Raw genomic sequence first — 6,709 nt, 5'->3', positions numbered from 1 at the left:
CCCTTCAATATAATTCAAAATCTCGCTCATGTTTCTGTGTCCAAAAAGCTCTCTAATGTTCTCTTACCATAGAACGTTACTATTTTGGAGATGTCTATTGCCAAAATTAATGTTAGTAGAGAAGAAGTAACACGCAGTTACACCCCTCAATTACAGGGTGAGATTCCCGTAATTGTAATGGAATTTATTTCCGATACACAGGAGACAGAATATTCTATCAAAGCGACATATCCCCCAGGAAAATGGTTTTTCTACGAGCGCATCTTAAAAGTGCCAAACTACATCATCTTTGAGCCAGATAGCGGCAGTATCGAAATGTATCGCTTACACAACACAGAACAGTATATTTTGCAAGAGCCTGATGAAAATCAACGCTGCTGGATAGCCGAAATGAATCTTTACCTTGGGGTGTGGCAAGGTACTCGTGAAAACCGCACAGGAAAGTGGTTACGGTGGTGGGATGAACAAGGAAACCTTTTGCCTTGGGGTTCCGAGTTAGCCCAAGAGGAACGCCAACGTGCCGAACAGGAACACCAACGTGCCGAACAAGAACGCCAGCGTGCTGAACGACTAGCAGCACAATTGCGGGCGGCAGGAATTGAGCCAGAAGTCTGATGAAATTTTTTAGGAAAAATGGAAAGCTACTGATCCCCGACTTGTTTGACAAGCAGGGGATCTTATTTCTCACAAATGATTAAGTAGGGCTAAATACCAGTTGTTAGGCAAGACGAGGGTTTAACAACTGCGATCGCCATAGGTTTATTAGGATTGAATATACTGCTATTGTAGGCTTGATAATTTGCCAAGATTTTATATGAATGCTTGGATTATTTAAACATGATAACAACTTTGACAGGAGAATTAATTCCTGCACCCACAGAGAAAGCCACTGCTGCAACTGCACGAGCTATCATTGCGGAACAAGAAGCTGCTCAAAAACGAAAAGCAGAACAATTAGCAGAACGTTTGCGTCAGTTAGGCGTGAATCCTAATGAACTAGATGAATTCTTGTAGCTTCACGAGTCTTTTCTGATAGGCAGCATAATTTTCTGCTTTTAAGGAATCACCTGCACTAAAAATTTTTATAGCCGATAGCGAAGCAGCTATTTGATAGCGATATTGGCTTTCAGAAAGATTAATTTTTGAGAGCGATCGCATATTTAGCACTTGAAATACATATAATATTCCTTTCAGCAAGTCTATAGCAACCTCAGTTTTTATGAAAAACCATGATGTCACGCTATATCCTTACTGTTCCTCAACTCAGTTTTAATTGGGTTACTAAGGGGAAAATAAGGTTCAGCAGCAAATCCCAAAGGCGATGCCCTAAACATTTGCAGATATTACCGCAGACACTGATTATGTTGCAGCAGTTAAAATACTTAAGTATGAGTAATACGATCAAACTACTCAGGTTAAAATCGTCTATTTGGTAACACAAGACCATCAGAAAATTGTAGAAAAGTGTATTTCCTTGTCTCGATAGTGGTGCTAACCTCAATTTAAAGGATGTTATCAGCCTTTATCTGCTAGAGTTTCTGACTTTCAGCAAATTAGATAATTTATCAATAACAAAATCGCTAGGAGTGCGATGATGATGTCACAGTCCCCTATGACAAGGCCAGAAATAGCTGCTGGAACTCTAATCGATAACCGCTATATTATCCAAAAACTTCTAGGACAGGGAGGATTGGGACGAACTTACTTAGCATTTGATACTCGTCGGTTTAATGAAGCCTGTGTTCTCAAAGAATTTGCACCCATTGGCACAGGCGAAAGTGGACTGGAACAATACCGTAACTTATTTAAAAGAGAGGCAAAAATTCTTCATCAATTGCAACATCCTCAAATTCCCAAGTTTTTGGCTTGCTTTGAAGGAGATGGCCGGCTATTTCTAGTACAAGAGTATGTTGACGGTAAAACATATTCAAGACTGCTAGGAGAACTTCAACGTCAAGGAAGAAATTTTTCTGAAGACGAAGTTATACAGTGGCTAAAAAATCTGCTGCCTGTTTTGGAATATGTCCATCAGCACAACATTATCCATCGAGATATTTCTCCTGACAACATCATGTTACCCGATGGCAAGGATCTGCCAGTGCTGATTGATTTTGGGGTAGGCAAGCAAATTGCTGACATTAACGAGGGGAGAAGTTCCAACCACCAGGTAACGTTTGTTGGCAAAATGTCCCTTGTAGGCAAAGTTGGATATGCTCCCCGCGAACAGATTAGTTTGGGTTTATGCTCACCCTCTAGTGACCTTTATGCTTTGGGTGTAACTGCTATTGTATTACTCACAGCTAGAGATCCGTCTTTACTAATGGATCAATACTCACTTGAATGGAACTGGCGTGATTATACCTATGTTACTGATGGGTTTGCTCAAGTACTTGATTGCATGTTGGAAGATAGACCTAACAGGCGATATCAAACAGCCAGCGAAGTTCTTAGAGATTTAGAGCGTATTGGAGAACCAGAAGTGGCGATGTCTTCTGCAATCATGGTTGATGATGAGTTGCCAGCTACGGTGTTTAATCCTGAATTTCAGGCTATGTCGGTTATATCACAGTCATATAACCAACCTGAAGAAACAATTTTTAGTTCACCTACTAGTCCACCAAATGGACGACGAATTGAACAACAACAATCTTCACTCCAACCAGCATTTATCAAACATTGCCAGCAAGAATTAGCCTACCACATTGGACCAATGGCAAATCTGATTATAGAAGAAATACTAGCTCACAATCCTTATATTTCAGCTGACCAATTTATTGAACTTGTAACTAAGGAAATTCCTAATTTTCAAGCAGCTTTTGAATTCAAAAAAAGCTTATTTTCATAGATATGAGGAATAGTTTTTAATCTCTTAACTCATTCTGTAAGTTTAAGTCAAGAGAGCTGATAAAAGTAACAAGGTTTTCTAGCAAAGCTACACGCAACGTCTTCTACAGAATGTCATTACGTTAGCGTAGCCGTAGCTAGTCCGCGGGGAACAAGCTACGCGCAACGTCTCGTAGAGAGCGTCATTACGAATTATTATAATCGCCTGCACCTCCTTGAGTACGTTTGATTCTTTTCATCGCCATTTCTAAACTTAACTGCATCCGTTTAAAGGCTTTAGCTAAATTACCAATTTCATCATTAGACATCTGCTCAAATTTAACTTCCATATGTCCCGTACTAACTTCTTCGGCTATGCGAGTCATGCGTTTGAGAGGAATCACAACTTGTCGATTCAAGAACAAGTTGACTAACAGGATAGTCGCTATAAATATAGCTGATACAATCAAGATAATTAGTAAAGAAGACTGATTTGCTTTGTTAATGACATTCTTGGCGGGTACTGATATAATCTGAGCGCCAACAATTTCATTAAGTTTCCATCCAAATCCATTAGCAGCACCATAAAGACTAATCATACTTTGAGGTGCAGCTTCAGGTACACTATGACAGACCAGACAACTTTGTTCAGACACTGCTAAGGGACGAGCAATATAAAAGATATCCCCACCAGGAATTGAGCGAAATCCACTAACTTCTTTAAGGTCTGGTTTATTTCTGAACTGTTCTACAATTTCCGTCTCAAAACCGTCAGCCTTATCCCGAAGATTTGTGGGATTGAGAGTTGCTTCTTTATAAAAGAAATCACGGTAGTCTGTTGTTTTCCGTAAAATTTCAAACACTTCTCGTGCTGAGTATCCAGGAACGGTTTGCGGCAAAAATTCAGTAGCCAATTTATCAACTAGCTCTGGATTCACTTGAGTACTGGTGTATTTACGAACAGAACTCATTGTTTGGATCAGCATGAGACCTGTTGAGCTAATATCTTGTTTGGCATTCTCCCTGAGTAGAGAAGAAAGAGTAAATCCACTCAGGCTCAGACCAAATGTCAAAATCACCAATAGCAGGATTGTAAATTTTTGTTTCAAATTGAGATTCTTTAGCATAATTTTAGATTACCTACAAGTCAAATTATTATGAACAAATATGTCTAAAGTTACTGTTTACTCTAGCATGAGCAATCAACTTTCATATTTTTGTATAAAGGCATAGTTTAGGCAAAACTATGAGGGTATATTCAAACTTTATACTATTAGTAATTATTGAGGTTAATGAAAATGTTATCTAAGTAACTAAGTTCCAAAAAGCTACAACAGCAATTGAAATGGAATTCCCAAAAATTCGTGTTGGCTGTTCTCATACCGTGCCAAAATAAATACCAGCAATTGTCAAATATTACTAATGGTGTGGAATGCAGGAAAGTCTTTATTCGGGGGACGCTACATTATTGAAAGCCAACTAGGTGAAGGCGGAATTGGCATTACTTATCTTGCCAGAAATCAACGAAATCAACAGCGAGTGATTAAAACTCTCAAAGAAGAAATCCTGAATCACCCTGCCTGGATACTCCACCGGAACAAGTTACGGCAAGACTTTCGTGATGAAGCAGTTCGGCTGGCTGTGTGCCACCATCCTCATATAGTACAGATAGAAACCATCTTTGATGAAGGGAATTTGCCGTGCATGGTGATGGATTACATCGAAGGGGAAGACTTAGGACAGCGCTTGAAGCGAATAGGGATGCTATCAGAAGCAGAAGCGCTACTCTACATCCGGCAAATTGGCGATGCTTTGACCCTAATCCATTCTAAAGGACTGTTACATAGGGATCTCAAACCACGCAACATTATGATCCGCATTAATAAATTAGAAGCAGTGCTGATAGACTTTGGCATCGCTAGAGAATTTGTTCCTAATATGATCCAAAGGCATACAGTGTATCGTACTCCTGGTTTTGCCCCACCTGAACAGTATGAATCAGAAGCGCCGCGAGGAGAATACATTGATATTTATGCTCTAGCCGCTACTTTGTATAATTTGCTTACCGCAGTTGTACCAACTAGTGCAGATGATAGACGTCACAATATTAATTTAGAACCACCACAATATTTTAATCCCAACATCAGCAACAGGGTAAATCAGGCTATTATGTGCGGCATGGATTTGGAGTCAACGTATCGTCCCCAGTCTGTGCAGGAGTGGTTAGATTTATTAGACCCTGATACTGGTGAAGATGTAACCAAAATATCATCTACTTTGATAAAGCCTAGACTGCAACTACCTGTACCTATTGTATTAGATCGGCAGAACTGGCAATGTGTACAGACCCTCAAAGGTCATTCTAGTATGGTTCATGCGATCGCCATTAGCCCAGATGGGCAATTTATTGCTAGTGGCAGTAATGACAAGACCATCAAACTTTGGCAAGTCGGTACTGGCAAGTTAGTGCGTCAACTAGGTCGTTGGTCTTCTAGTCATTCCAGTATGGTTAATTCCGTCGCCTTTAGCCCAATCTCTTCATACCTTTCTTATCAAGGCGAGTCCGGTAAATCTGCGGGAGTTGCAGGCCTGAACCGGGGAATTTTAGCTAGCGGAAGTTGGGATAATACAATCAAATTGTGGGATGTCAAGACAGGCAAAGAAATTCGTACTCTCACTGGTCATACTAATTGGGTGAATTCCGTTACTTTTAGTCCAGATGGCAAGTTTCTGGCTAGTGGCAGCGCTGACTGCACAATCAAACTGTGGCAGGTACACACAGGCATAGAAATCCAAACTTTTACAGGTCATTCTGACCCAGTTTCGTCAGTTACTTACTCTCCAAGAACACCTGCAACCAATAGCCAGGATAGACAGCTGATAGCTAGTGGCAGTAATGATTACACGATTAAACTGTGGCAAATATACACAGGCAGAAACATTTACACACTCACGGGTCATTCCTTCTTTGTCAACTGTATCGCCTTCAGCAAAAATGGGGAAATTATCGCCAGTGGCAGTGCTGACAACACGATTAAACTGTGGCATGTAAATACAGGCAAAGAAATTCGTACTCTCACAGGTCATTCTGATTCAGTTTGGTCAGTCGCCTTTAGTCAGGATGGACAATTCCTCGCTAGTGGCAGTTGGGACAACACTATCAAACTGTGGCACATACACAGTGGTACAGAAATCAGCACACTTACAGGGCATTCCAACTATGTTAGATGCGTTGTCTTCAGTCCCGATGGCCAAACCCTAGTTAGCGGTAGTGATGACGACACTATTAAAATTTGGCGAAGGGGGTAGTAAATAATTCGTAATTTTTCTATGAATCTATAGATAGAACTGCGATCGCCCCAAATTTGTGACAATAATGACGGCAACCGTTATTTTTGAACAAAAATAAATTATATGGGCTTTGGTATTGGTGATTTATTCTGGATCTTTCTCCTTCTGACTTCTTTGCAACCCCTTTGGCAAAAACGTCAAATAGAATATCGGCGCTTGCGTGCTTTACAACAATTCCAGCAGGAACGCAAAAGTCGGGTGATTTTACTGATTCACCGTCAAGAGTCCATTAGCTTTTTGGGAATTCCCCTATCTCGCTACATTACTATTGAAGACTCAGAACAAATATTACGAGCAATTCGCCTCACACCGCCAGATGTAGCCATTGACTTAATTTTGCATACTCCTGGCGGTTTGGTTTTAGCTACGGAACAAATCGCCAGAGCATTAATTCGCCACCAAGCAAAAGTCACAGTTTTTGTACCCCACTATGCGATGAGTGGCGGTACAATGCTTGCCCTCGCCTCTGATGAAATTATTATGGATGCTAACGCTGTCTTGGGTCCAGTTGATCCCCAACTGGGTAACTACCCAA

General features: G+C 40.6%; 6 protein-coding genes and 1 pseudogene. 5 read left to right on the top strand and 2 right to left on the bottom strand.

Annotated features, from left to right (window positions below):
• Positions 1–96: 96 nt before the first annotated feature.
• Positions 97–615 (top strand): annotated as a pseudogene (locus tag IQ229_RS07650) (Uma2 family endonuclease); the annotation flags it as partial.
• A gap of 222 nt (positions 616–837) precedes the next feature.
• On the top strand, positions 838–1,014 hold the full coding sequence (locus IQ229_RS07645) for a hypothetical protein (RefSeq protein ID WP_322743952.1): 177 nt from the start codon (positions 838–840) through the stop codon (positions 1,012–1,014).
• Here the strand turns inward: IQ229_RS07645 and IQ229_RS07640 are convergent.
• Positions 997–1,239: a hypothetical protein gene (locus tag IQ229_RS07640; protein ID WP_194042623.1), complete on the bottom strand. Its 243-nt coding sequence runs from the start codon at positions 1,237–1,239 to the stop codon at positions 997–999. The genes IQ229_RS07645 and IQ229_RS07640 overlap by 18 nt on opposite strands.
• Before the next feature lie 358 nt (positions 1,240–1,597).
• On the opposite strand from IQ229_RS07640, the gene IQ229_RS07635 reads away from it, so the two are divergent.
• A complete protein-coding gene (locus IQ229_RS07635) occupies positions 1,598–2,845 on the top strand; it encodes a serine/threonine-protein kinase (protein ID WP_194042622.1) in 1,248 nt (415 codons plus the stop codon).
• A gap of 184 nt (positions 2,846–3,029) precedes the next feature.
• Here IQ229_RS07635 and IQ229_RS07630 read toward each other — a convergent pair whose 3' ends face one another.
• Entirely contained in the window at positions 3,030–3,950 is a 921-nt protein-coding gene (locus IQ229_RS07630; protein WP_194042621.1) for a Tll0287-like domain-containing protein, read from the bottom strand.
• 295 nt (positions 3,951–4,245) lie between these two features.
• Between IQ229_RS07630 and IQ229_RS07625 the strand changes: the two genes are divergently transcribed.
• Together IQ229_RS07625 and IQ229_RS07620 are read left to right on the top strand one after the other, a co-directional pair.
• Complete coding sequence (locus tag IQ229_RS07625; protein WP_194042620.1) at positions 4,246–6,132, top strand: serine/threonine-protein kinase; 1,887 nt, start codon at positions 4,246–4,248, stop codon at positions 6,130–6,132.
• A 105-nt stretch (positions 6,133–6,237) separates the two neighbouring features.
• Positions 6,238–6,709 (top strand): SDH family Clp fold serine proteinase (locus tag IQ229_RS07620; RefSeq protein ID WP_409339905.1); only part of this gene is annotated, 472 nt, incomplete at its 3' end.

Origin of the sequence: Nostoc cf. edaphicum LEGE 07299 (assembly GCF_015207245.1) — a bacterium.
Taxonomy (GTDB): Bacteria; Cyanobacteriota; Cyanobacteriia; order Cyanobacteriales; family Nostocaceae; genus Nostoc; species Nostoc edaphicum_B.
The sequence above is the reverse complement of the archived record's forward strand: the minus strand, read 5'-3'. Positions and strand labels throughout refer to the sequence as shown.